Origin of the sequence: Nonomuraea turcica, from assembly GCF_030718205.1 — a bacterium.
GTDB lineage: Bacteria > Actinomycetota > Actinomycetes > Streptosporangiales > Streptosporangiaceae > Nonomuraea.
In genome coordinates this window covers 1-21649 of sequence record NZ_JAUZQF010000034.1, presented here as the reverse complement: position 1 = coordinate 21649, position 21649 = coordinate 1, and the positions used below count along the sequence as shown (strand labels likewise).

Below are 21649 nucleotides of genomic sequence, written 5' to 3'. Positions count from 1 at the left end.
TCGCTTCCGCATGCCGTGACGCGGTGAGGCTCGTCGATGGGCCGGCCAAGTTGCGGCACGAGAAGTCTGTCCGTAGCCAGGCCGCCGCCTTCTCCGCGCGCGCCCACGTCCGTGGGGCCGTGCAAGGCGCTCCCGTCTACGCAGGACGTATCGAACTGCCGGCCAACCAGCTCACCAAGGGTGGACTGTGCGGTCCGCAACCCTGGAGGGATACACCGGTCATAACCTGACCGGCGAAAGTAGCCCCCAGGCCGCGGATCCACAGACGGATCCGCGGCCTATTTGTTTGTCCGCGATCCCGACCCACCTACGAGGTGTCCCGACCAAGATCAAAAAAGATCGACAAAAGGAGAAGAAGATGGGGGCCAAGACGATCATGGACCTGATCGACGAAGCCAAGATCCCCTGTCGTACCGACCCTGACCTGTGGTTCGCCGAGTCGCCGGAGGACGTGGAGTTCGCGAAGGCGCTCTGCGGCGGCTGCCCGATCCAGAAGTCCTGCCTCGACCGCGCGCTCGAGCGCGAGGAGCCGTGGGGCGTCTGGGGCGGCGAGCTGATCCTCAGGGGGACCGTCGTTCCCCGCAAGCGTCCGCGCGGGCGTCCCCGCAAGCACCCGGTCGCTGCCTGAACCACCGCGCACCTTCTAGCCAGAAAGCGAAAAACCAATGAGAGCTCAGCCGACGAGGAGCAGCGGAATGTCTTATCTCATCCATGACCTGGTCAATGACCGAATACAAACCCTCCACCGAGAGGCGGAGGAGCAACGCCTCGCCCTGCGCGTGAGTCGTGTGCAGCGGGCGCGGCGAGAGGTCAAGAAGGCCAACGACCGCCTCCGCAAGGCCCTGGACCGGGAGTTCTGACTGGGGAGATCCTGCCGCCGGCGCAGGATCTCCCCGTGAGACCCCAGATCAGTGAAGAGCCGGGTGCAACCCAGCGCCCGGCTCTTCCCCTTTCCACGACAGACGCCCCCACCGCGGGCGGCCGGTCGGCCTAGGTGGTGGGCCGTACCTCCCTCCGCACACTGCGGGCGGGCGCGACGGGCTCCTCCTGCGCGGACCAGAGTCGCGCCGCCATCCACGCGACCCCGATCGCCGCCAGCACCAGCCCGCCCAGATACACCGGCAGCGGCATCAAGTTCCGCAGCGACCCGGGAATCATCCCCACGGCGTACAGGCTCACGGCCACGACCGGCATCGCCCCGCTCCGGATCGCTGCCACGCCGAACGTCAGCACCCCCATCACCAGCACGACCGACGTGACCAGGAACGCCCGCCCCGTGCCGCCCGCCAGCAGAGCGCTCACCGTGCCGCCGCCCAAGTACGGAAAGACGAAATGAAGGATGTACTCGATGGCGAACGCTCCAGCCAGGCCGGCCGAGTTGAGGACCTAGCCGACGAGCCCGAGACTGCCCGCCGTACCCCGAATGTGCAGATAGATCCCGGTGATCGCGAGTAAGCCGGTGAGCGCCGCGAACGGTGCGATGGCATGTGTGAGCGCCGTCTCCGGCAGGAACCCCGCCCGCCTGGCGGAATTGATGACGAGCAGCAGGGCGCAGACGAACCCCGCCGCTCCGGTGACCCGATAGACCCGCATCTCGAAGTGCCCTTCTCTCGGTGATAACGCTCGTTATGATGCTCGTTATCGCCAGATATGGTGAGGGTGTGCCGAGAGACGTAAGCATCCCGAAAGAACTCGGCGCCCTGCGCCAGGACCTGCTCGACGCGGCCATGCGCGTCCTTCGCGAACATGGCGCGCTCCATCTCACCCTCCGCCGCGTGGCAGACGCCGCAGGAACCTCCACCATGGGCATCTACACCTGCTTCGGCGGCCGCGCCGGCCTCCTGGAGGCGATCTACCGGTACGGTTTCAGCATCCTCCACGAGGCTATGACCAGGTCGCTGAACGGCTCCACGGACCCGATCGCCCGGATCATGGCGGTGGCGTACGGCTACAGGCGGTTCGCTCTATCCGATCCCGCCCTCTACGCCCTGATGTTCGAGCGTCCGCTCCCCGACTTCGACCCCTCGCCCGAACAGCGCAACGACGCCCTCGGCCTGACCTTCTCCGTGCTCACCGAGGCCACCTCCGCCGCCGCCGAGGCCCATCTCATCCGCTCGATGGACCCTGTGCGCGCGGCGTACCTGGTGTGGACCACGATCCACGGCATCGTCAGCATCGAGCTCACGTGCTCGCTCCGCAGTCCGCTCCCCGGCTGGTTCCTGGATTCGCGCGAGGAAGGCGAACGCGTCCTCACCGACGGCGTCAACGCCCTCCTCTCGGGCCTCGCCTAACGCATTCGCGCTCTATTGCGCGGCGTGCAGATGACCACGTTGCCGGAGGTGGGTGTCACTGTCCGGGTTGCAGGCGGGCGCAGGCGACGACCGGGGTTGCAGGCGAGCACAGGCGACGGCCGGGTTGCAGGCGGGCGCAGGCGACAACGGGGGTGGCAGGCGACCGCTGGGGTTGCAGGCGAGGGCAGGCGACGACGCGGGTTGTAGGCGGGCGCAGGCGACGTCCGGGTTGCAGGCGAGGGCAGCCGACCGCTGGGGTGCAGGTGTGCGCAGGCGACGATCGGGGTTGCAGGCGGCCGCAAGCGACGGCCGGGTTGCAGGCGAGCACAGGCGATGGCTGGGATTGCAGCCGGGCGCAGGAGGGGACGTCCGTTAGCCGATTGTCAAGGGCTGGTCGTCGGGGTCGTCGGCGAAGCCGGGGACCCAGCGGATCACCTCGTCGCGGAAACGGGCCGTGGTGCCCAGTTGGCAGAGCACGCCCACGCCTGCCGCATGCACCCGATGGATGAGCACGTACGACGTCGGCAGGTTGAGTTGGCGCACCACGTTGCCGGGGCGCAGGTCCGTGACGCCAGCCGCCTGAGCCTGGAGCCACTCCCGGCTGAACGTGAACTCCTCCACGGCCGTCGGCTCGACATACGGCGCGAGGAAGGCACGCAAGGCGTCGGGGTCGATCTCGATGTCACTGCGGATGAAGCCTTCCTGACGCAGCCCCGTCACGACTGTTTCCATGTCGCCCTGGTTGAAGATGCGCATTAACTGCCCGAAGACCCTGGGATAGCCATCGGGCATGCGGTTGACCGCGCCGAAGTCGAGGACACCGAGCTTGCCGTTGGCCAGCATGCGGAAATTGCCCGGGTGCGGGTCGGCGTGGAGCATCCCCACCCGAGCCGGCGAGCAGAACAGGAAACGGACGAAGAGCAGGCCGGCGTGGTCGCGCTCTTCTTGGGTGCCCTCGGTGATGACGCGCGACAGCGGAGTGCCGTCCATCCACTCGGTGACCAGCACCATTTCGTTGGCTGCGATCACGTCAGGGACGTGGAAGTCGGGGTCGCCGTCGAACTCGAGGGCGAAGGCGTGTTGGGCCTCGGCCTCGCGGAGATAGTCGAGCTCCTCCGCGACCCGCTCACGCAACTCCGACAGCACGGCCTTCATGTCGAGGCCAGGAAGTAAGACACCGAACAGCTTGCCCAGCCGGGCCAGCTGGGCGAAGTCGCCGAGCAGGGCCTTCCCCGCCCCCGGGTACTGGATCTTGACGGCCACCTCCCGGCCGTCGTGCCACACGGCCTTGTGCACCTGGCCGATGGAGGCGGCGGCGGTCGGCTGGTCGTCGAACGAGCGGAAATGGTCCCGCCAGTCGTCGCCCAACTGCTCCGTGAGCACCTTGTGGACGGTGGAGACGGGGAGCGGGGGAGCGGCGTCCTGCAGCTTGGTCAAGGTGGCGCGGTAGGGGCCGACGATCTCCGGCGGAAGCGCCGCCTCGAAAATCGACAGCGCCTGGCCGAGCTTCATCGCACCGCCCTTGAGCTCGCCGAGCACCTTGAAGACCTGCTCGGCCGTACGCTGCTGGACTTCCTGCGCCACGATCTCAGCGGACTTGCCGCCGAGACGTTTGCCCAGCCCGAGGGCGGCGCGACCGGCGAATCCCAGGGGAAGCGTGGCCAGCTTGGCAGAACGCGTGACAGCACGGCGCGGAAGATCGCTCACACTGATGCGCGGAACCTCGGCAGAGATGCCGCTTCCCCCCTTCGTGGTCGTCCCCGGGAACAGGTCAGTCGCGTTTGGGCGACATGACCATTCTTAGCGAATAAGGATCGTTTCGCATACAACGACATTGCGGGTGTATGCGCCACGCCTGCCTTTTCCAGTGCCAATCAGGGGAGACGTCCATTGTGCCGTTCGTCACAGCGGACTCCTGGCCGTCGAGATGAGCAAGCGCATGCCCGGTCGCCTGGGCCGCGACCAGGGTCGCGAGAGTCGTGTCGCAGGCGATCTCACCGGGCGGATAACCGCCCAGCCGAGCGGTGACGATCGGCCAGGCCGGGTCGTGGTCGCGGCGGGTCAGGTCCAGACAGTGCAGGCATGCCGTCTCGCCGGGCAACACCAGCGGGCCGACCGTGCCGTGACCTTCGAAGGCGGATGCCAGCAGGTGGGGGATGCCGAGGCAGGTCAGCTCGTTGACCAGCACGCCGTCCAGCGGGCCGACGGGCGCGAGGATGACCAGGTCGGGACGATCTGACCGGTCTCCCAGGTACGTTCCTCCGGCCAGCACCTCGACCGCCGGCCTGACCGGCTCCTGCCCGTCGATCCGCTGGTCCTTTCGCCTCCTGCGGGTGACCGGTTGAGCCCCACCTTCTCCCCGCCCGGCACTCCCCTGTGCCTGAGTCCCCGGAGCCTGCGCCCTTTGGGCCTGAGCCCTTTGAGCCTGCGTCCTTCGAGCCGGTGTCCCCTGGGTCGGTGTCCTTTGGGTCGGGGTGCTTTGGGTCGGGGTGCTTTGGGTCGGTGTCCTCTGCGCCGGTGTCCTCTGCGCCGGGGTCTCTAGCGCTTCGGCCGTCTCCGCCTTGGACCTCCGCGTCTCTGTTCCGCTTCTCTCTGCGGTGTGTGCTCTTTCGAGGTGTCCCTGGGGTGCGGTCCGGCGTTGGCCCTGCCAGCCATCCGTACGAGTGTGCGCGCCTGACCCGGGCACGGGCGGCGTCGATGTAGCGAGCGGGAGGGCAGGGAAGGCGGCAGGCCTGGGCGTGCCGGCAGCCGACCGCCGGTCGCCCAGGGGCGGCGCGCTGCGTCCCCGGCCGGGCTGCAACCCAGACGCCGACGAAGCCGAGCCGGTGGCGCCGGGCGGTGGGACGCGCGGAACCGTGGCGCTCGGCCGTGGTACGCGGGAGCCGGTAGCGCCGGGCGGCGGGATGCGGGAGCTGGCGGCGCCGGGCGGCGGGATGCGGGAGCCGGTGGCGCTGGACGGCGGGACGCGGGAGTCGGTGGCGCCGCGCCAGCCCGAGAGCAGCCTGCGGGCCGCCGCCACCGCGCCCTCCTCCCGCGACAGACCCAGCTCCGACCACGTCAGCCCGCCGGGCGTGATGTCGCTTGCCCGGACGGCGCCCGAGTCGATCACTCGGATGTGCCCCACACCGGCAGCCGCCAGCAGGACCACGATCTGAGCACCCACCCGCCCGGCCCCATAGAGCCGCACCCGGGCGGCCCGCCGCCGCATCAGGAGCCCGATCCCGCCCTCGGGCGCGGTCGAGGCCAGGTCCAGGGCATCGAGGTCGGGTCTCAAACGGTCGCGCTCGGCCAGCGTGAGGTCGCGCAGGGGCGCGGGGCTGGTGGCGGCGTCGTGGAGCGTGCCTTGCGCGGTGAGCTGGTCGAGCAGGGAACGCGCGCGGCACTCGTCGAGCCCGGCGGCGTTGGCCGCGTCCAGCACGCGCGCCAGGTCACGGGTGCCGTCGAGGCCCTCGATCCACTGCTGGACTGATCGGGCCAGACCGGACAGCTTGATGGCGCGCAGCGGGTGCACGCCGTATTGCAGGGTCTGCTCGTCGCGGACGATGCGCCGGAGGGCGGGCTTCACACGTGGCCTCATGGCGGGAAAGGTTCGCACGGCGCAGCAAGATCCCGAGTCGGTTCCGGCCCGCCTGTGGATAACTTCCGGCCCTCGTCGGTGTCCGGCCCGCGCGCGATGCGGTCCCGACGGTTGCGAGGCGAAGGATAAAGATCCGGTAAATCAATCTTTCCTCAAGAATGACCTACGCTTCCCCTGTCGGTCATCGCCTCGAAGATCGCCCAGTAACCCGTATCGATTGCCACAAGTCCGTCCAAAGCGGCCCAGAACCAAGACCATCAAGGCCCTGAAACCCGCGCTGTGCTGGGAATTCCGGTCCCGCCCCGCCACCAGGACCCGGTCAGGCCTGCTGGAGTGCCTGGCCGCGCATCGGGAAACGCGTCTGCCCAAATTCACCGGGTCTTAATCATCTGACCAGCAGAAACAACGTCCACCCTCTGTGGAATTTCGCCAGTCTCGGCTACCGTGCATATGTGCCCCCCGAGACAGTCGAGGTTCGTCGCAGTTCTCGTCGCCGGCGTACGGTTTCCGCCTACCGCGACGGCGACAAGACGATCGTGCTCCTGCCCGCCTGGCTGAGCGGTGAAGACGCGGATGAATGGGTGAGCCGGATGCTGGATCGGCTGGCCGCGAAGGAGAGCCGGCGGAGGCCGACCGAAGAGGGCCTGCTGGAGCGGGCCAGGGAGCTGTCGGCGAAATATCTCGACGGCAAGGCCGAGCCCGTGAGCGTGCGCTGGGTCGACAACCAGCAACACCGCTGGGGCTCCTGCACCCCGGAGAACGGAACGATCCGGATCTCCACCCGCCTCAAGGGCCTGCCCGAATGGGTCATCAACTACGTGATCATCCACGAGCTCGTGCACCTGCTCGTGCCCAGCCACGGCCCCAAGTTCTGGGCGCTGGTGGAACAGTATCCGAAAGCGGAGCGGGCGCGCGGGTTCTTGGAGGGGTTCTCCGCCGCGGCCCACACGGCGCCGGAGGAGTGTTGACGCGCCTCGTCGCGGTCCTCGTACGTCAGCACATGGCGCAGGCGGCGCCGCCGGGCGTCGACCCGCGAGAGTTTCTCGAGGCGATGGCCGAGGACACCTACGAGATGGTCGCGGGACTCGAGCTCGTCACCCCCGTCCTGATCACCAGCGTGCCCGGCCTGGAGGAGATCGTCTGGCCCGGCACCGAGATCGTCGCGATAGCGGAGGACGAGCCGTTGCAGGCCGTGCTCGGCCGGCTCAAGGCCGATCAGGCCGCCGTGATCTGCGGTGACGCGCCAGACCTGCCGCCCCTGCTGGTCGGCAAGCTGTTCAGGGAGCTCGGCAGGGCCGAGATCACCGTTTGCCCGGCGGAGAACGGCGGCGCCGTGGCCCTGGCCTGCGCACTCCCCGCCCCCGCCTGGGCTGCCCCGGACCTGGACGACGAGAACGTGGTGGGCGCGCTGCGCGCCCAGGCCCCGGGACCCCGGAGGGTCGCCACCACCCCGGGCTGGCACCGCCTGCGCACACCGCAAGACGTCGAACGCCTGGATCCCGGCCTCGAGGGCTGGGACAACACCAGGGCGCTGATCAGCGCACGGTGAGCGACACGGCTCAGGGCATGTTGGGCGACACGGCCCAGGGGGCGCGAGGCGCGACCCGGCTCGGGGCATGTTGGGCGACACGGCTCAGGGGGCGCGAGGCGCGACCCGGCTCGGGGCACGGTGAGCGACACGGTTCAGGACGCGAGGCGCGACCCCGGCTCAGGGCACGGTGAGCGACACGGTTCAGGACGCGAGGCGCGACCCCGGCTCAGGGCACGGTGAGCGCGGCCAGCACGGCGCGATGGTCGGTTCCCGGGACGTCGCGCACGCTGACTTCCCGTACGCCCACCCGCCGGTCCACCAGCACATGGTCGATCGTGATGATCGGCGGCACCCGCTTGTTGGCCGGCCACGTCGGGATCAACCCGGCCCCCACCTGAGCGGCGGCGTCCTTGTAACCCCTGGCCAGCAGCTTACGCAGAGCCGCGTGGTCCAGGGAGGCGTTGAAGTCGCCCGCCAGGATCCGCACCCGGTCGGGAGAGGTGGACGGCAGGGCGGCCAGCGCGTCGTTCCACTGGGTGACGTTCGGGCCGAGCGGCGGGTAGGGGTGCACGTCGACGAACTCGATCGGGTTCCCGCCAGGCAACGACACCAGCGCGGCGGGCATCTTGTGCCCCACCGGCGGCATCACGTCGGGCAGCTGCTCCATGGCGTGCTTGGAGTAGAGCCCGCTGCCGCCGGCGCTCCACTCGTCCTCCAGCACGCGATGCGGCATCAGCTCCTTGAGCCCGGCCGCGTCCAGGTCGGCGACCGCACCAGGCGTCAGCTCCTGTGTGCTGAGCACGTCAGGGTCGAACTCCCGGACCAACTTCATGATCGCGTCGATGTCGGCCCGGCCGTACAGCATGTTGATCGTCATGACCTTGAGCGGCCGGCCGGCCGTCGCCTCGGCCGTGCCCAGCGCCCTGGGCAGCACGCTGAAACCGAGGGCGGTCGTGGTGAGTAACGCCACGGCGGTGGCGGCGCGTTTGCGCCCGACCGCGGCGATCAGGAGGGGAACCAGCGAGCCCGCCGCCGCGTACGGGGTCGCGGTCATGAGCTGCGTGGGCAACGACCCCCGCTCCAGCCCCGCCACCCTGGCGACCGCCCACGCCGCGAACGGGCTCACGGCTACCCACGTCAGCGCCGACCCGGTGAACCTCCGGCGTCTGCGAGCGGGCGTCACGATCGTGCCGCCGATGGGCGACTCAGCCGAAGTGCTCACCAAATCCCCCTCTGGAGAACGACGCAAAGGACTCTAGCCAAGTGCGCGCGAACCAGAGCCGAGCACGGCCTGTCCACGTTTGGCCAATCGCCGCGTCGCCTCGTCCGACGGGTCGGGGATCTCGTCGACTGGGAACCAGCGCAGGTCCAGCGACTCCTCGCTGATCACCGCCTCGGCGCCGGGCGGCGCCACGGCCGCGTACTCGACGTCGAGGTGCCAGCTGTTCGGCGGGTGGCACCACACGACGTGCTTGTCCACCGCCAGCGGCCCAGGAAGCAGCTCAAGTCCGGAAATGCCGGACTCCTCCCAGGCTTCCCGCAGCGCCGCGGCCGCGAGCGAGGTGTCGGAGACCTCGCAGTGCCCGCCCATCGGCAACCACATCCCGGCCTTCGGATGCAGCGTGAGCAGCACCTGCGTGCCGTCGTGCGACAGCACCGCCGTCGTCGCCGTCAAGTGCCCGGGCACACACGCGCGCGACATCGCGTCGTCGTGCGCCCGCAGGTGGTCGAGGAACTCCTTGCGCAGCGCCTCTTCCTCGGGCGTGGGCGCGGTCCAGGCGGACAGCACCGCCACCGCGTCGCGGTGCAGGCTCAACTCTTGTCGCCCTCGCCGTCGCCCGGCTCGCGCTGGTCGCGCTGGTCGCCCTGCTCGCCTTCAGCCTCGGTGCCGCCCGGCTTGCCCTCGAACTGGGAGATGTCCCAGGCGGCCTCGCCGCGGACGAACGCGTCGGGGTCGTCGAGGTCGTCGGCCGTCGGCATGAGGTCCGGGTGGCCCCACAGCGCGTCGCGGCCGTCGATCCCGCGCTCGCTCTCCAGAGCCCGCCACAGCGCCGCCGCCTCTCGCAGCCGCCGGGGCCGCAGCTCCAGCCCCACCAGCGTCCCGAACGTGACCTCGGCGGGACCGCCGGTGGCCCGGCGCCTGCGTACGGTCTCGGCCAGGGCGCCGGCGGAGGGCAGCTTGCCTTCGGCGGCCCGGTCGACCACGGTGGCGACCCAGCCCTCGACCAGGGCGAGCATCGTCTCCAGCCGCGCCAGGGCGGCCTTCTGCCGCTCGGTCTCCTCAGGCTTGAGTAGCTTGCCGCCGCTCAGCGCCTCCTGGATCGCCTCGGGGTTGTTGATGTCGAGCCCGCGGATCTGCTCTTCGAGCGCGGAGGTGTCGAGCGTGATGCCCTTGGCGTATTCCTCGACCGCGCCCAGCAGGTGCGAGCGCAGCCACGGCACATGCTGGAACAGCCGGTGGTGCGCGGCCTCGCGCAGCGCCAGATAGATCCTGATCTCCTCGGAGGGCATCTCCAGGCCCTCGCTGAAGGAGGCGATGCCGCCGGGCAGCAGCGCGGCCGTGTCGGACAGTGGCAGGCCGATGTCGGTCGTGCCGATCACCTCGCGGGCGAGCGAGCCGATGGCCTGGCCGATCTGCTGGCCGACCATCATGCCGCCCATTTGCTTGAGCATGCCCATGAGAGGGCCGGCCATCTGCTGGGCCTCGGGCGGCAGGCCCGAGCCGCCGAGAGCGCCGCCCATGGTCTCGACCATGCGCTCGGCGATCGGCTCGCAAAGTTTGCGCCAAATCGGGATGGTGTTTTCGATCCACTCGGACCGGCTCCAGGCCTGCGGGTTGGCCACGCCGCTGGGCAGCGCGGTCGCCTCGTTCAGCCACAGGTCGGCCAGGCTCAGCGCCTCCACGATCTGGCGGCGCTCGCCTTCCATGACGCTCGGGTCGCCCTCGGCCACCACGGCATGCCGGGCGATGTTCTTCGCCATGTCCCAGTTGACAGGGCCTGAACCCTGAGGTGCCGACAACATGTCGGCGAACTGGCGCATCGCCTGAGCCATCTGCTCAGGGTTGCCGAACATGGCGAACGGGTTTTCGTTAGGGTCGTTTTCGCGACCTGGCAGGTCAGTCACCGCTCTACCTCGTGCAGGATGGAGGAGTCCACATCCGCCACGTTAGTCGTCCTACGGCGGATCAGTGCAAAGTGAGGACCTGGTGCCTACCTCGAAACGCCCGCGCCACCCCGTCGTCGCCGTGACCGGCGCGGCCTCCGGCATCGGCCGCGAGCTGCTCGCAAGGCTCGTATCCTCCGCGGGTTTCCGCAGGGTGGTGGCCATCGACGAGCAGCGCGGTGACGTTCAGGAGGCCACGTGGAGAGTGATCGACGTACGGGATCCGCTCTTGGCGAACCGCATCGCTGACATCGACGTGCTGGTCCATCTGGCCGGCGACTACGCGGTGGACTCCGACCCGGTGGCCCGGCGGGCCTACAACCTGCGCGCCGCCCAGACGGTGCTGACGGCGTGCGCCGCGGCACGCGTGCGCCGTGTGGTGTTGGTCACGAGCGCGATGGTCTACGGCGCCGCGCCGGACAACGAGGTGCCCCTGCCCGAGGACGCCCCGGTGGCGGCCGAGCCCGACACCGGCGTCGTGGGCGACTACCTGGAGATCGAGTCCCTGGTGCGCAGATCGCTGCGCAGCCATCCCGGGCTCGAGGTGACCGTGCTGCGCCCGGCGGCGGTCGTCGGCCCGGGCGTCGACACCGTGATCACCCGGCACTTCGAGTCGCCCAGGCTCCTGACCGTCAAGGGCTGCACCCCGCACTGGCAGTTCTGCCACGTCGAGGACCTGATCTCGGCGCTGGAGCTGGCCGCCCGCGGAGTCGTCACCGGCGTGGTGGCGGTCGGCTCCGACGGGTGGCTGGAGCAGGAGCAGGTCGAGGAACTGTCCGGCATCCGCAGGTTCGAGCTGCCCGCCGGGCTGACGTTCGGTACGGCGCAGCGGCTCCACAGGCTCGGCATCACCCCGGCGCCCGCGACCGACCTGCACTACGTGGTCTACCCGTGGGTCGTGGACTGCACGGCGCTGCGGGAGGCGGGCTGGAAGCCGTCGTGGACCAACGAGGCCGCGCTCGAGCAGCAGCTGGAGCTGCTGGAGAAGAGGACGACCGTGGTCGGCAGGCGGCTGCCCGTCAAGGAGGCCACGCTCACCGCGGCCGGCGCCACCGTCGCCGTCATCGGCACCGCCGCGATCGTCCGCCAGGTACGCAAAAAGAGGCGTCAGTAAAGGTTAGGCTCTTTCCCGTGGACGTCATCCGATTGCTTGGCATTCGCGACACCCCGCTGTCCGTGGACGAGGTGCTGGCCGCCGTGGGCGACCACGCCGCGGGCGGCACCACGATCTTCGTCGGCACCGTGCGGGAGCAGGACCACGGCAAGCCCGTGACCAGGCTCTCCTACTCCGCGCACCCCACGGCGGAAGCCGAGCTGCGCGCGGTGGCGGAGAAGGTCGCCGCCGACTTCCCCGTGACGGCGCTGGCCGCGGTGCACCGGGTGGGCGACCTGGAGCTGGGCGACGCAGCCGTCATCGTGGCGGTGGCCGGCCCGCACAGGGACGAGGCGTTCAAGGCCTCCCGCAGGTTGATCGACGACCTCAAGGCGCAGGTCCCCATCTGGAAACACCAGGTCTTCGCCGACGGCGAGACCGAGTGGGTCGGCGCCTGCGAATAAGCTCATCATCATGTCACGACGCGCCCTGACCCTGCTGCTCGCGGGATTCCTCGTGCTCGCGCTGGGGGTGGTGGGAGCGTTCCGGCCGGTCCCGTACGTCGTGCTGAGCCCCGGCCCGACCGAGAACACCATCGGCGAGGTCGACAAGAAGCCCGTGATCGCGATCAAGGGCCGGCAGACCTATCCCACCACCGGCGCGCTGAGCCTGGTGACGGTGGCCTACCAGGGCGGCCCGGCCGCGCAGATCGACCTGCTGACGGCGTTGCGCGGCTGGATCGACCCCACCGTGGCCGTGGTCCCGCAGGAGACCATCTTCGCTCCCGACCGTGACCCCAAGGACGTCGAGGAGGAAAACACGGTCGAGATGACCAACTCCCAAGACTCCGCCACCGCCGCCGCGCTCACCGAGCTCAAGATTCCCTTCAGCATGGTCGTGACCGTTCTGTCCACGGAAAAGGGCAAGCCCGCCGACGGCAAGTTGCAGAAGGGCGACGAGATCAACTCCGTCGACGGCAAGGCGGCCACGGACGTCAACGTGGTGAGCGACGGGGTCAAGGCACACAAGCCCGGCGAGAGCGTGACCTTCAACATCACCCGGGGCAAGGAGAAACTCGACGTCACCGTGCAGACGGTGGACGCCAAGGGGCAGCCCCAAGTGGGCGTGATCATGCAGGCGAAATACAAGTTCCCGTTCGACGTCGACATCAATGTGGGCGACGTCGGCGGGCCCAGCGCGGGGCTGATGTTCTCGCTCGGCATATTGGACAAGCTCACGCCCGGCGAGCTCACGGGCGGCAAGAAGATCGCCGGCACCGGCACCATCCAGCCGACGGGCGAGGTCGGCGCGATCGGCGGCATCCAGCAGAAAATGGTGGGCGCCAAGGAATCCGGCGCGACCATATTCCTGACCCCCGCCGACAACTGCGCCGAGGCCATGAAGGCCGTTCCCGGGGGCCTTCGGCTGGTCAGAGCGGATACCCTGCATGACACAGTGCTGGCGCTCGACGCGCTGCGCACGGGCAACGGAAACGTGCCCGCGTGCGAGGCCGGATGAAACTTCTGGCGACCGCCGTGCGTTAGCCGTATGGCTGGCCTAGCGGTGTAGGTTGCCAGAACACGGACCGTTTCTTCATCACGACGAGGGGTTGGCCTTGAGCTTCCGGACCCCAGGAGCCGGCAGGGCGATGCGCTTGCCCCGTCGGCCACGACTGCTCCTGCCTGTGGCGATCGCTCTCGTGGCGATCGTGGCATTGTTCTTCCTGTTTTCCGGTATCTATACCGACTATTTGTGGTTTGACGCTGTCGACTACTCGTCGGTGTTCACCGGCGTAGTGCTGACCCAGATCGCGCTTTTCGTGGTCGGGGCGCTGCTCATGGTCGCCATCGCCGGCGGAAACATGCTGCTGGCGTTCCGCACGCGGCCGATGTTCGGGCCCGCGATGTTCGGTGGCGCCAGCGGCGCCGACCGCTATCGCATGGCGCTCGACCCCCACCGTAAGCTGATCTTCATCGTCGGCATGGGATTGCTTGCGCTCTTCTCCGGCTCCTCGTTCGCGGGGCAGTGGGAGACATGGCTGAAGTTCATCAACGGTGTGCCGGTCGGCAAGCAGGACAGGCTGCACGGGTGGGACATCTCGTTCTACATGTTCGACCTGCCGTTCATCCGGATGACGCTGAACTTCCTGTTCACCGCCGTGATCCTCTCGGCCATCCTGGCGGCCATCACGCACTACCTCTACGGCGGGTTCCGCCTGCAGTCGCCGGGCGTGCACGCCTCCAGGGCGGCGCGGGTGCACCTGTCCGTCCTGCTCGGCATCTTCGTGCTGCTCAAGGCCGTCGCCTACTGGGTCGACCGCTACAGCCTGGTCTTCTCCGACCGCGGCTTCGTGCACGGCGCGTCCTACACCGACGTCAACGCGGTCCTGCCGGCCAAGACCATTCTCGCGATCATCGCGCTGATCTGCGCCGCGCTGTTCTTCGCCGGCGTGGTGCGGCCCGGCGGCATGCTGCCCGGGGTCTCTTTCGGCCTGCTGGTGCTCTCGGCCATCCTGATCGGCGGCGTCTACCCGGCGCTGGTCGAGCAGTTCCAGGTCAAGCCCAACCAGCAGGGCAAGGAGGCGGCCTACATCCAGCGCAACATCGAGGCCACGCGGGAGGCCTACAACGTCGACAAGACCGAGGTCGAGACCTACAACGCCCAGGCCGACCCGACTAAGGTCCAGCCCCGCGGCGACACCTCGGTCTCCGGCGTGCGGCTGCTCGACCCGGCGCTGGTCTCGTCCACCTACGAGCAGACCCAGCGCATCCGCGGCTTCTACAACTTCGCCGAGCCGCTCGACGTCGACCGCTACCCCGACAGCACCGGCAAGATGATCGACCATATCGTCGGCGTCCGGGAGCTGACCGGTCCGGACGCGGGCCAGAACAACTGGATCAACCGGCACCTGGTCTACACCCACGGCTACGGCTTCGTCGCGGCGCCCGGCAACAAGGTCGACTCCCAGGGTCTGCCCGACTACGACGCCAAGGACATGCCGGTCACCGGCCCGCTCGTCGACAGCACCAAGCTCAAGGAGCCGCGGGTCTACTACGGCGAGGACCAGACCTCCGACCACTACGTCATCGCCGGCGGCAACCCCAAGAACCCGCAGGAGCTCGACTACCCGAAGACGGGTGGCACGGGCCAGGAGAACACGACCTACACCGGCGGCGGCGTGCCCGTCGGATCGTTCTTCAACAGGCTTCTCTACGCCGCCAAGTACGGCGAGGCGAACATCCTGCTCTCGGGCGACGTCAACGACAACTCCAAGATCCTGTACGAGCGCAACCCGCGTGACAGGGTCCAGAAGGTCGCCCCGTTCCTCACGCTCGACGGCAACCCTTACCCGACGATCGTCGACGGGCGCATCGTCTGGATCGTCGACGGCTACACGACGTCCAACGACTACCCGTACTCGCAGAGCGAGAGCCTCGACGATATGACGCGTGACACGACCACCGACCGTCGCGTGATCGCTCAGCAGCCGAGCGACAAGATCAACTACATGCGCAACTCGGTCAAGGCCACGGTCGACGCCTACGACGGCACGGTCAAGCTCTACGGCTGGGACACCAACGACCCGGTGCTGAAGACCTGGAGCGCGGCCTTCCCCGGCATCATCCGCCCGGCCTCGGAGATGAGCGCCGAGCTGCGCAGCCACGTGCGCTACCCGGAGGACCTGTTCAAGGTGCAGCGCTACACCCTGTCGCGCTACCACATCACCGACCCCGCCGCCTTCTACAGCGGCCAGGACTTCTGGAACGTCCCCGGCGACCCCACCCAGGGCGACAAGAACATCAAGCAGCCGCCTTACTACCTGACCACCACGATGCCGGGCGGCCAGCCGGCGTTCTCGCTGACGACGACGTTCGTGCCGCGTCAGGGGCCCAACCTGGCGGCGTTCATGGCGGTCGACTCGTCGGCCGGCTCCGGCTACGGGCGCATCCGTATCCTGCGGATGCCGTCGAGCACCCCTATCCCTGGTCCTGGGCAGGCACAAAACTCCTTCCAGAGCCGGTTCGCGGGTGAGCTCAACCTGCTGGGCGTCGGCGCCTCGTCGGTCCGCTACGGCAATCTGCTGACGCTCCCGTACGCGGGCGGCCTGGTCTACATCGAACCGGTGTACATCCAGGTGGCCGCAGGCGGCGGGCAGGAGCCGTACCCGATCCTGCAGCGGGTGCTGGTGTCGTACGGCGCCAAGATCGGTGTGGGCCGCACGCTGGACGAGGCGCTGAAGGAGGTCTTCGGCGAGCAGGAGCAGCAACAGCAACAGCAGCAGCCCCAGCAGCAGCAACAACAGCCCAGCCAGACCAGCACGGCGCTCAACACGGCGATCTCCAACGCCAGGAAGGCCTACGAGGACGCCCAGAAGGCGCTGCAGGCCAGCCCGCCGGACTGGGACGCCTATGGCGAGGCGCAGAAGCGGCTGGAGGAGGCGCTGAAGGCGCTGCAGAGCGCCAACACGCAGCAGTCGGCGCCCACGGCCAGCCCGACGGCCTCGCCGACCGCCACGCCGACCGCCACGCCCACTACATCGCCGACGGGATCGCCCTCGCCGACAGGATCACCACAGGCGCAGGGCACGTCTTAGCCGTTCGGTTTGCGCCATCCCCGCGTTGCCGTCTAGTCTTAAGGCACAACGCGACGCGGGGTGGAGCAGTTCGGTAGCTCGCTGGGCTCATAACCCAGAGGTCGCAGGTTCAAATCCTGCCCCCGCTACCATGTCGAAAGGCCCGGGAAACCGGGCCTTTCGTGCGTTCTGCGGTGGGTTTGTTTTAACTGGCGCGAGCACTCGCTCGGGGCTGTATAGTTATAAACGTAAGACAGCGACGCGGGGTGGAGCAGTTCGGTAGCTCGCTGGGCTCATAACCCAGAGGTCGCAGGTTCAAATCCTGTCCCCGCTACCAAACACAAAGTCCCCGGCCGAATGGCCGGGGACTTTGTCATTTCCAGCGGGTATGGTGCCCTTCTCGCCGCAGGCGGGCGTTGCTCCCCGACCCCGCGGATGATTACATCATTACATGACTGATGAGACAGCGCCGACGCTGTACGAGTGGGCGGGTGGCACCGAGGCGTTCGAGCGGCTGACCGAGGCGTTCTACCGCACCGTGGTGAAGGACGACGTGATCGGGCCGTTGTTCGCGCACATGGACCCGGATCATCCCCAACACGTCGCCATGTGGTTGAGCGAGGTGTTCGGCGGACCTGACCGCTACACCAAGGAACGCGGCGGCTACCCCAACATGCTCCGCCACCACCTCGGCAAGGCGATCACCGAGCAGCAGCGCCGCAGGTGGGTGAATCTGCTCATGGACGCCGCCGACGAGGTCGGGCTGCCCGACGACCCAGAGTTCAGGGCGGCGTTCGCTGGCTACATCGAATGGGGCACCCGGTTGGCCAAGCACAACTCCCAGCCCGGGGCGGCGCCTCCGCCGCAGGCGCCGGTGCCGCACTGGGGCTGGGGGGTCGCTCCGCCGTACCAGCCGTAACCTGGAGGAATGGGAGGCACGGCCCGCGGGCGGTTGCGCGTCTACCTGGGCGCGGCCCCAGGGGTGGGCAAGACGTTCGCCATGCTGAGCGAGGCGCGCCGGGGCCGGGAACGCGGCAAGGACGTGGTCGTGGGTTTCGTCGAGACCTACGGCCGCGCCCGCACCGCCCGCCTGCTCGAGGGCCTGGAGATCCTCCCGAGGAAGACCATGGCCTACCGGGGCGCGACGTTCACCGAGCTCGACCCCGACGCCGTCATCGCCCGCGCTCCCACCGTGGCGCTGATCGATGAGCTCGCCCACACGAACGTCCCCGGCTCCCGCAACCCCAAGCGCTGGCAGGACGTCGAGGAGATCCTCGACGCCGGCATCGATGTCATCTCCACCGTCAACATCCAGCACCTCGAATCGCTGAACGATGTGGTCGAGCAGATCACCGGCGTGCGACAGCGCGAGACCGTGCCGGACGAGGTGGTGCGGCGGGCCGACCAGATCGAGCTGGTCGATATGGCGCCCGAGGCACTGCGCCGCCGCATGGCGCACGGCAACGTCTACGCCCCCGAGAAGCTCGACGCGGCGCTGGCCAACTACTTCCGCGTCGGCAACCTGACCGCTCTGCGTGAGCTGGCGCTGCTCTGGGTGGCGGGCAAGGTTGAGGAACAACTCGACCGCTACCGTACGGAACACTCCATCCACGGCACCTGGGAGACTCGCGAGCGCGTCGTCGTGGCGCTCACCGGCGGCCCCGAAGGGGACACGCTCATCCGCCGGGCCGCGCGCATCGCGGCGCGCACCAAGGGCTCGGATCTGCTGGCCGTGCACGTCACCAGGGCCGACGGCCTGGCTTCCGGCGGCGACCCGGCGCACCTGGCCCGCCAGCGCACGCTCGTCGAGGACCTGGGCGGCACGTACCACCAGGTGATCGGCGACGACGTGCCCCGGACGCTGCTCGAGTTCGCGCGCGGTGTGAACGCCACCCAGCTCGTCCTCGGCGCGTCGAAGAGAGGGCGGCTGGCGCAGATCGTCTCGCGAGGGGTCGGGGTGACGACGACGGCCCTGTCAGGAACCATCGACGTGCACATGGTCACGCACGAGGCGACCAGGAAGGTGCGCGATCGGGGGCGGTCGAGGGCGGCGCTGACCCGCACCCGGCGTGCGTACGGCTGGGGGCTGACCCTGCTCGGGATGCCGCTGCTCACGGCCGCACTGCGGCCGCTGCACCTGTCGCTGCCCAGTGAGATCCTGCTCTTCTTGCTGCTCGTGGTGGGCGTGGCGCTGGTGGGCGGCATGTGGCCGGCGCTGGCGGCGGCGGTGCTCGGGTTCGGGCTGCTCAACTGGTTCTTCACGCCGCCGCTGCACACGTTGACGATCGCCGAGCCGGAGAACGTGCTCGCGCTGGCCATCTTCGTGCTCGTCGCGGTCATGGTGAGCACGGTCGTCGACCTGGCGGCCAGACGGAGCAGGGAGGCGGCGCGATCGCGGGCCGACGCGGAGGTGCTCGCCACGCTGGCCGGCCATGTGCTGCGGGGCGAGGCGGCGCTGCCGTCGCTGCTGGCGAGGATGCGCGAGACGTTCGGCCTGACCTCGGTGACCCTGCTCGAACGCACGGACAATGCTCAGACCGGGCCGATCCCGGAGCGGATCAGCCATACCCGCCGGGACGACGGCTGGCGGATCGTTTCCACCTCGGGCGGTCCGCCCGCCACCTCGCCTGGGACGGCGGACATCGACATCATGATCGACGACCGGCTGGCGTTGGCCGCCCACGGGCGGCTGCTCGACGCCAGCGATCGGCGGGTGCTTGAGGCGTTCGCGGCCGAGGCGGCGGTCGCGTTGCGGCAGCAACGGCTGCGGGAGGCGGCCGAACGGGCCCGGCCGCTGGCCGAGGCCGACAAGATGCGCACCGCCCTGCTCGCCGCCGTCAGCCACGACCTCCGTACGCCCCTCGCCTCGGCCATGGCCGCGATCGAGAGCCTGCGCGTTTCCGAGATCACGTGGTCGGAGGAGGACCGCGCCGAGTTGCTCGCCACCGCGGATGAGTCACTGATCAAGCTCAACCGCCTGATCTCTAACCTGCTCGACATGAGCCGGCTGCAGGCCGGCGCCCTCGGCGTGACCCTCCAGCCCGTGGCGATCGAGGACATCCTCCCGCGCGCACTCGACGACCTCGCCCCCGCGCCCGGCCTGATCAAGAGCGACATCCCCGCGGACCTCCCCGAGATCCTGGCCGATGCCGCGCTGCTGGAACGAATCCTCGTCAACCTCATGGCGAACGCCGCCCGCTACACCCCCGAGGGGGAGCACGTGCTCGTCACGGCGAGCCGGCTCGGCGAGAACGTCGAAATCCGCATCATCGACCGGGGTCCGGGCATTCCGCAGGAAGCGCATGAAAGGGTGTTCCTGCCCTTCCAACGGCTCGGCGACCGCGACAACCACACGGGAGTAGGGCTGGGCCTGGCGCTCTCGCGCGGCCTCACCGAGGCGATGGGAGGCACGCTCGTCCTGGAGGACACACCCGGAGGGGGACTCACCATGGCCGTCTCGCTGCGGAGGGCCGCATGACCCGCGTGCTCGTCGTGGACGACGAACCGCAGATCCTGCGCGCCCTGCGGGTCAATCTCGCCGCCAGGCAGTACGAGGTCGCGGTCGCGCCCGACGGCGGCACGGCGCTGCGCCATGCCGCCGACTGGCACCCCGACCTGGTCATCCTCGACCTGGGACTGCCCGATCTCGACGGTGTGGAGGTCATCCAGGGGCTGCGGGGCTGGACGTCCGTGCCGATCATCGTCCTTTCCGGGCGGTCGGACAGCTCGGACAAGGTGGACGCGCTCGACGCGGGCGCCGACGACTACGTGACGAAGCCGTTCGGCATCGACGAACTGCTTGCCCGCATCCGCGCGGTGACCCGCCGTACGAGCCAGCAAGAGGAGGTCTCCTCGGTACAACTGGGCGACCACGTCATCGACCTTTCCAGCAAGACGATTTCGGGAGGGGTACGGCTGACGCCCACGGAATGGCACTTCCTGGAGATCCTGCTGCGGAACCCGGGCAAGCTCATCAGCCAGCGCCACCTCCTGACCGAGGTCTGGGGCGCCTCCTATCTCAAGGAGACGCACTACCTGCGCCAGTACATGGCGCAGCTGCGCCGCAAGCTCGAACGCGACCCGGCCCACCCGGTGCATCTGCTGACGGAGCCCGGCATGGGGTACCGGTTCCAGCCGTGACCTTCACGCCTTCCCGGCGATCATCGCGATGGCTTTCTGCACGGACCAGCCGAGCAACAGCAGGGCGAAGGCGGCCTGCGCGATGCGCATCCATGGAGGAGAGAGCTCGTCCGCATAAATCACGACACCAACCCACATCAGGCTGAAAGTCCCGACCAGGATGATTGCCGCCCAGTTCAGCCCCCGCTGCCACATATGCGCAGTCTTGCAGTCAGGGGTGAAAGAGGCGGTATGTCCGGAGTCGTCATCCAGTCACCGGTGGGGCAACATGTGCCGGTGTTGGCTGGGTCTACTTGCGAAGAGTCCTGTGCGTGCCGATGCAACGGCGCAGGCGCATGCCGCGAGGACGCTTCAGAGCGTTGTCCTCCATCGCGGCGGCCAGCGCGGCCCCCGCACGAGCGTCGGACAGGATGCGCTGCATGGCCTCGCCGTCCTCGGGAAGCTGACCCTGCTCGGCCAACTCGCGCCTGAGGAACGTCAAGGGATCGGGCGCGTCCACGGCCTCGGCTGCCACCGAAGCCCGCGCGGCCGTGAGAAGGTGCAAGTAGTGGGAGCGCAGCACGGCCTCACGCATGCGGGCGTGCTCGAGGTCGTCGACCAGCGTCCTGGCGATTCTCAGCAGGTCCCCGGCATGGGTGGTCTCGTCGGCGAGGAACGCGCGGATGTCGTCGAACTCCGAGCGGGTCATGGCGGGCACCTCCAAGAGCGCAGTCTGCTCGTGAGTACTTCGTACCTGAGGGCGATTGCGGATGACTTGCTGTCGGCTTGACCTGGCGTCGCCGGCGCGTGGACATGACAGAGGTTTGAGGGTCAGGTGGTGAGGGAAGGACCTCATGATTACCTAAGTTGCGCGAAGTGGGTGCCGCGGGCTGCTAGAGTTGCCTAGCGCAGGGCGGCCGAGGGGCTCATGGAGCTCCGGAGATGTCCCGGCAAACCCCACTTCCTCGTTGGTCATCCGGGACGATTCGCATCACTCTGGATGAGCTGGTAAGTTAGAGGGGTTGTCCCGGAAACGGGGCGCGACTTAATTCCCGCAGTTCTCGCGAGTCCGGTCAATTTGACAGGAATTCGAGGGGATGTAAGAATTAAGACATAACGCAAGACCGAAACGAAACGCCGGAAAACGCGTCCGTTTCTTGAGAACTCAACAGTTGTGTTAAAAGCCAGTGCATGTGCATCACACATGTATGACCCCGTCATTTTTGACGGTTATTGCTTGGATGATTCATCCGAACATGATCATTGTTTGGAGAGTTTGATCCTGGCTCAGGACGAACGC

At 68.6% G+C, this 21649-nt stretch carries 21 protein-coding genes and 2 tRNA genes; 14 read left to right on the top strand and 9 right to left on the bottom strand.

Features of this window, described 5'->3' with window-relative positions; all coding sequences use genetic code 11:
- Positions 1-358 precede the first annotated feature (358 nt).
- Both Q9G87_RS52195 and Q9G87_RS52190 read left to right on the top strand, forming a co-directional pair.
- Positions 359-628: a WhiB family transcriptional regulator gene (locus tag Q9G87_RS52195; RefSeq protein WP_305924160.1), complete on the top strand. Its 270-nt coding sequence runs from the start codon at positions 359-361 to the stop codon at positions 626-628.
- Between the two features lie 67 nt (positions 629-695).
- Positions 696-860 (top strand): hypothetical protein, encoded by a 165-nt coding sequence (locus tag Q9G87_RS52190; RefSeq protein WP_305924159.1) that lies wholly within the window; start codon positions 696-698, stop codon positions 858-860.
- A 130-nt stretch (positions 861-990) separates the two neighbouring features.
- Here Q9G87_RS52190 and Q9G87_RS52185 read toward each other — a convergent pair whose 3' ends face one another.
- Positions 991-1302 carry a hypothetical protein gene (locus Q9G87_RS52185; protein WP_305924158.1) on the bottom strand — a complete coding sequence of 104 codons (312 nt, stop codon included), beginning with the start codon at positions 1300-1302 and terminating at the stop codon, positions 991-993.
- A gap of 84 nt (positions 1303-1386) precedes the next feature.
- Entirely contained in the window at positions 1387-1593 is a 207-nt protein-coding gene (locus tag Q9G87_RS52180) for a hypothetical protein (RefSeq protein WP_305924157.1), read from the bottom strand.
- 68 nt (positions 1594-1661) lie between these two features.
- Here Q9G87_RS52180 and Q9G87_RS52175 point away from each other — a divergent pair, with 68 nt between their 5' ends.
- Entirely contained in the window at positions 1662-2291 is a 630-nt protein-coding gene (locus Q9G87_RS52175; RefSeq protein ID WP_305924156.1) for a TetR/AcrR family transcriptional regulator, read from the top strand.
- Between the two features lie 372 nt (positions 2292-2663).
- On the opposite strand, the gene Q9G87_RS52170 is transcribed toward Q9G87_RS52175, so the two are convergent.
- Together Q9G87_RS52170 and Q9G87_RS52165 are read right to left on the bottom strand one after the other, a co-directional pair.
- Positions 2664-3998 (bottom strand): ABC1 kinase family protein, encoded by a 1335-nt coding sequence (locus Q9G87_RS52170; protein WP_305924155.1) that lies wholly within the window; start codon positions 3996-3998, stop codon positions 2664-2666.
- Between the two features lie 64 nt (positions 3999-4062).
- Complete coding sequence (locus Q9G87_RS52165) at positions 4063-5868, bottom strand: ThiF family adenylyltransferase (protein WP_305924154.1); 1806 nt, start codon at positions 5866-5868, stop codon at positions 4063-4065.
- A 452-nt stretch (positions 5869-6320) separates the two neighbouring features.
- Between Q9G87_RS52165 and Q9G87_RS52160 the strand changes: the two genes are divergently transcribed.
- Complete coding sequence (locus Q9G87_RS52160; protein WP_305924153.1) at positions 6321-6836, top strand: M48 metallopeptidase family protein; 516 nt, start codon at positions 6321-6323, stop codon at positions 6834-6836.
- Positions 6833-7417, top strand: coding sequence for a glycosyltransferase family protein (locus Q9G87_RS52155; protein ID WP_305924152.1), 585 nt, complete (start codon positions 6833-6835; stop codon positions 7415-7417). The genes Q9G87_RS52160 and Q9G87_RS52155 overlap by 4 nt, the downstream gene beginning before the upstream one ends.
- Positions 7418-7625: 208 nt before the next feature.
- Here Q9G87_RS52155 and Q9G87_RS52150 read toward each other — a convergent pair whose 3' ends face one another.
- From Q9G87_RS52150 to Q9G87_RS52140, 3 genes are read right to left on the bottom strand one after another with little or no spacing between them, the layout of a single operon-like run.
- Complete coding sequence (locus Q9G87_RS52150; RefSeq protein ID WP_305924151.1) at positions 7626-8621, bottom strand: endonuclease/exonuclease/phosphatase family protein; 996 nt, start codon at positions 8619-8621, stop codon at positions 7626-7628.
- Positions 8622-8654: 33 nt separating this feature from the next.
- Positions 8655-9215 carry an NUDIX hydrolase gene (locus tag Q9G87_RS52145; protein WP_305924150.1) on the bottom strand — a complete coding sequence of 187 codons (561 nt, stop codon included), beginning with the start codon at positions 9213-9215 and terminating at the stop codon, positions 8655-8657.
- The gene (locus tag Q9G87_RS52140; RefSeq protein WP_305924149.1) at positions 9212-10525 is read right to left on the bottom strand and encodes a zinc-dependent metalloprotease; all 1314 of its coding nucleotides are present in this window, start codon (positions 10523-10525) and stop codon (positions 9212-9214) included. The genes Q9G87_RS52145 and Q9G87_RS52140 overlap by 4 nt, the downstream gene beginning before the upstream one ends.
- Positions 10526-10604: 79 nt before the next feature.
- Between Q9G87_RS52140 and Q9G87_RS52135 the strand changes: the two genes are divergently transcribed.
- From Q9G87_RS52135 to Q9G87_RS52095, 9 genes are all read left to right on the top strand, one after another.
- Positions 10605-11678 (top strand): NAD-dependent epimerase/dehydratase family protein, encoded by a 1074-nt coding sequence (locus tag Q9G87_RS52135; protein WP_305924220.1) that lies wholly within the window; start codon positions 10605-10607, stop codon positions 11676-11678.
- A 17-nt stretch (positions 11679-11695) separates the two neighbouring features.
- Positions 11696-12121: a molybdenum cofactor biosynthesis protein MoaE gene (locus Q9G87_RS52130; protein ID WP_305924148.1), complete on the top strand. Its 426-nt coding sequence runs from the start codon at positions 11696-11698 to the stop codon at positions 12119-12121.
- 10 nt (positions 12122-12131) lie between these two features.
- Positions 12132-13175, top strand: coding sequence for a YlbL family protein (locus tag Q9G87_RS52125; RefSeq protein ID WP_305924147.1), 1044 nt, complete (start codon positions 12132-12134; stop codon positions 13173-13175).
- Between the two features lie 130 nt (positions 13176-13305).
- Entirely contained in the window at positions 13306-16251 is a 2946-nt protein-coding gene (locus Q9G87_RS52120; protein WP_305924146.1) for a UPF0182 family membrane protein, read from the top strand.
- Positions 16252-16305: 54 nt separating this feature from the next.
- A tRNA-Met gene (locus Q9G87_RS52115) sits at positions 16306-16382 on the top strand.
- A gap of 108 nt (positions 16383-16490) precedes the next feature.
- Positions 16491-16567, top strand: a tRNA-Met gene (locus tag Q9G87_RS52110).
- Between the two features lie 114 nt (positions 16568-16681).
- Positions 16682-17149 (top strand): group II truncated hemoglobin, encoded by a 468-nt coding sequence (locus Q9G87_RS52105; RefSeq protein ID WP_305924145.1) that lies wholly within the window; start codon positions 16682-16684, stop codon positions 17147-17149.
- A 9-nt stretch (positions 17150-17158) separates the two neighbouring features.
- Positions 17159-19708 (top strand): sensor histidine kinase, encoded by a 2550-nt coding sequence (locus Q9G87_RS52100; RefSeq protein ID WP_305924144.1) that lies wholly within the window; start codon positions 17159-17161, stop codon positions 19706-19708.
- Positions 19705-20370: a response regulator gene (locus Q9G87_RS52095; RefSeq protein WP_305924143.1), complete on the top strand. Its 666-nt coding sequence runs from the start codon at positions 19705-19707 to the stop codon at positions 20368-20370. Before Q9G87_RS52100 ends, Q9G87_RS52095 begins: the two co-directional genes overlap by 4 nt.
- A gap of 3 nt (positions 20371-20373) precedes the next feature.
- Here the strand turns inward: Q9G87_RS52095 and Q9G87_RS52090 are convergent, their stop codons facing one another.
- Complete coding sequence (locus tag Q9G87_RS52090) at positions 20374-20565, bottom strand: hypothetical protein (RefSeq protein ID WP_305924142.1); 192 nt, start codon at positions 20563-20565, stop codon at positions 20374-20376.
- A gap of 94 nt (positions 20566-20659) precedes the next feature.
- Positions 20660-21058: a hypothetical protein gene (locus Q9G87_RS52085; protein WP_305924141.1), complete on the bottom strand. Its 399-nt coding sequence runs from the start codon at positions 21056-21058 to the stop codon at positions 20660-20662.
- Positions 21059-21649 lie beyond the last annotated feature (591 nt).

What these genes read in the sequence shown, in the direction of transcription:
- Q9G87_RS52195 (WP_305924160.1), top strand. Translation starts at nt 359, where the DNA reads ATGGGGGCCAAGACGATCATGGACCTGATCGACGAAGCCAAGATCCCC.
- Q9G87_RS52190 (WP_305924159.1), top strand. Translation starts at nt 696, where the DNA reads ATGTCTTATCTCATCCATGACCTGGTCAATGACCGAATACAAACCCTC.
- Q9G87_RS52180 (WP_305924157.1), bottom strand. Translation starts at nt 1,593, where the DNA reads ATGCGGGTCTATCGGGTCACCGGAGCGGCGGGGTTCGTCTGCGCCCTG.
- Q9G87_RS52165 (WP_305924154.1), bottom strand. Translation starts at nt 5,868, where the DNA reads ATGAGGCCACGTGTGAAGCCCGCCCTCCGGCGCATCGTCCGCGACGAG.
- Q9G87_RS52125 (WP_305924147.1), top strand. Translation starts at nt 12,132, where the DNA reads ATGTCACGACGCGCCCTGACCCTGCTGCTCGCGGGATTCCTCGTGCTC.
- Q9G87_RS52120 (WP_305924146.1), top strand. Translation starts at nt 13,306, where the DNA reads ATGCGCTTGCCCCGTCGGCCACGACTGCTCCTGCCTGTGGCGATCGCT.
- Q9G87_RS52105 (WP_305924145.1), top strand. Translation starts at nt 16,682, where the DNA reads ATGACTGATGAGACAGCGCCGACGCTGTACGAGTGGGCGGGTGGCACC.
- Q9G87_RS52100 (WP_305924144.1), top strand. Translation starts at nt 17,159, where the DNA reads ATGGGAGGCACGGCCCGCGGGCGGTTGCGCGTCTACCTGGGCGCGGCC.
- Q9G87_RS52095 (WP_305924143.1), top strand. Translation starts at nt 19,705, where the DNA reads ATGACCCGCGTGCTCGTCGTGGACGACGAACCGCAGATCCTGCGCGCC.
- Q9G87_RS52090 (WP_305924142.1), bottom strand. Translation starts at nt 20,565, where the DNA reads ATGTGGCAGCGGGGGCTGAACTGGGCGGCAATCATCCTGGTCGGGACT.
- Q9G87_RS52085 (WP_305924141.1), bottom strand. Translation starts at nt 21,058, where the DNA reads ATGACCCGCTCGGAGTTCGACGACATCCGCGCGTTCCTCGCCGACGAG.